This window comes from Arsenophonus sp. ENCA (assembly GCF_002287155.1).
In the GTDB taxonomy this organism is placed as follows: domain Bacteria; phylum Pseudomonadota; class Gammaproteobacteria; order Enterobacterales; family Enterobacteriaceae; genus Arsenophonus; species Arsenophonus nilaparvatae.
Genome location: NZ_NHNG01000806.1, coordinates 1 through 2097, shown reverse-complemented (window position 1 = coordinate 2097; position 2097 = coordinate 1). Strand labels below are relative to the sequence as shown.

The window sequence follows — 2097 nt, the reverse complement described above, 5'->3', positions numbered from 1 at the left end:
AGGTAACCATCTGGGCAGATACCGGTTTTCAAGGTATAGATAAACAGCATCCTAATACACAAATCCCAAAAAAAGGAACTCGAAAAAGACCTTTATCGCCTGAACAAAAACAAGAAAATAAAATAATCTCGGGCATCCGTATTACAGTTGAACACGCCATCGCGGGTATCAAGCGCCTCGGTTGCATGACCCAAATTTTACGGAATCGTAGACCCTTTATTGATGATACCTTCTTACTCCTTAGCGCAGGTCTTTGGAATTTCCATCTCAGAACAGCGTAAAATTTACTTCAATCACCGAAACACCCTTATTTCACTATTAAGCAACACGCTTATAGTGGCGATCCAGATATCGGTGGCCTTTTTGCCGCAGCTCGGGCATCCCCGACCTTTACAGCTTTGGTAAATAAGGCGCCGATGTGGACAATGGGTATTCTCACAGCATAATTCGCGGCTTCCCATAAGTGGTGTGCCACAAGCTAGCATTTTGGTGACAACTTCTACTTCAACAGGCCTCAGTGGGTAAGTGTTTAGCAGTTCGGCCCAAGCACCGTTTCGCTGAAACAACGTTTTTAGAGGGCGAGGAGTGAATTCAGAAAGCACGGGGGTAATTTTATATGATTTCCAGAAGTTCATATGATTTCCAGAAGTTCAAGGTACCACCATTCTACCCGATATCGATTTGCAGCCGCTAGGCTGCTTCCTTGAACTCATACATAACTATAATTTAACTACGCGCGCGCGAGGCTGAACTGTGGATAACTTTTTTGGCTATCGACACATGAGACTATCGTGTGAGCGTGCTAAATGTTGCATCTTATGCTCTTCCGCTTCCTCGCCAAGACAGACTCGCTTTGCTCGCTAATCTTGGCTTGCGGCGAGCGGTGAGGGTTAAAATGAAATGACTATCGGAATGGATAGCTAAAAATCAATTTCTAGCCACCTAGAACACTCTGTGAGACGTTTTTACCTTCAAGACATAACTAACCACAGCTTCAACATTTGAATAGCTTATAGAGCCCCACGTGCTGTAACGTCCTTTTGTCTTCGACCCTTAAACATCTGTATCGCTGCAAAGCCTGTAAAAACCAAAACCCGTCTGTCAGGACAGCGCAAGCGCCTTAAGGTCAACAGCAGTCTCAGTTTGTACGGCTCCCCGCTCCAAAACCTAGCTTTGCACTGCTTAAAAGAGTTGGTTACACTTACAAAAAATAATGAGGGATATCAGCTATGGGTCAAGTCGCCTTTGATACACAAGAATTTGTCGAAACGCTAGAAAACGCGGGCATTGCGAAAGAACATGCTAGAGCAATCTCTCTTGCTGTACGGAAATCTCACGAGGTGGCAGACGTAGCAACGAAAGCTGATATCGTTGAGTTAAAACATGAAATTGCAGAAGTAAATCGGAATGTTGCTGATGTCCGTAAGGACATGGAACATCGATTTGAAAAAGTTGAGTCTCATATGGAGGCTTTAACCGATAAATTACTGATAAAAGTTACCAAGGTAATTATTTGCTGTGTTGGTTTGGGTTCAACCATCGTGACTCTGATTATAAAGTTCCTGTAAGCCTCTCTACGACGTTCAAATTCAAAAGCGCTCATTGGGTTACCTACATCGAGAAAACGCCGTACAGCGAATATTGGGTGGCTTAAAATCGATTCCTGATGCCTACTCGAAGTCAAATCTGGCACTGAACGCGACAACCCTCATTGGTTAACTGGAAAATATTTGTAGATGCTAGCCAATGAAACGCCATACAGTAATGCAAGCTGTTTTCTGCTATGACCATTCGCCAATAATTTTAACGCCTAGGAATTTCAAAGATCCTGAGGCCGTATGAAATAGGGATCACAGCGCCAATTCCCAAACGAAATGCAACAAAGTAAATCCTTGGTCATACATAAAACTAGTTGCTGAATAGAGACTTGCATTTTTTGTCACGCTATTGAGAATAAAAAGAGGTTTAACTTAGAGAATAAAGGTTTGAAATGATCAACAAAGAGCGGCTGTTACGAGATAATCGTTTATGTAAAGCAATCATTGGATTATCAGTCGAAGAATTGAAAAATTTAGCCGCTGAATTTTCAGCTTGTTA

4 protein-coding genes are annotated in these 2097 nt (G+C 42.5%); 2 read left to right on the top strand and 2 right to left on the bottom strand.

The features are described from left to right. The coding region (locus CBG25_RS20955) for a transposase family protein (RefSeq protein WP_290603775.1) at nucleotides 1-281 on the top strand (281 nt) is incomplete at its 5' end. Between the two features lie 12 nt (nucleotides 282-293). On the opposite strand, the gene CBG25_RS20950 is transcribed toward CBG25_RS20955, so the two are convergent. Further along, entirely contained in the window at nucleotides 294-635 is a 342-nt protein-coding gene (locus CBG25_RS20950; RefSeq protein WP_290608994.1) for a transposase zinc-binding domain-containing protein, read from the bottom strand. Between the two features lie 594 nt (nucleotides 636-1229). Between CBG25_RS20950 and CBG25_RS20945 the strand changes: the two genes are divergently transcribed. Continuing rightward, complete coding sequence (locus tag CBG25_RS20945) at nucleotides 1230-1568, top strand: hypothetical protein (protein ID WP_290608993.1); 339 nt, start codon at nucleotides 1230-1232, stop codon at nucleotides 1566-1568. 140 nt (nucleotides 1569-1708) lie between these two features. Here the strand turns inward: CBG25_RS20945 and CBG25_RS20940 are convergent, their stop codons facing one another. After that, a complete protein-coding gene (locus tag CBG25_RS20940; protein ID WP_290608992.1) occupies nucleotides 1709-1798 on the bottom strand; it encodes a helix-turn-helix domain-containing protein in 90 nt (29 codons plus the stop codon). Between the last annotated feature and the right edge of the window lie 299 nt (nucleotides 1799-2097).

Bases quoted from the DNA above. Each gene is read 5' to 3' on its own strand.
- CBG25_RS20950 (WP_290608994.1), bottom strand. From the start codon at position 635: ATGAACTTCTGGAAATCATATAAAATTACCCCCGTGCTTTCTGAATTC.
- CBG25_RS20945 (WP_290608993.1), top strand. From the start codon at position 1,230: ATGGGTCAAGTCGCCTTTGATACACAAGAATTTGTCGAAACGCTAGAA.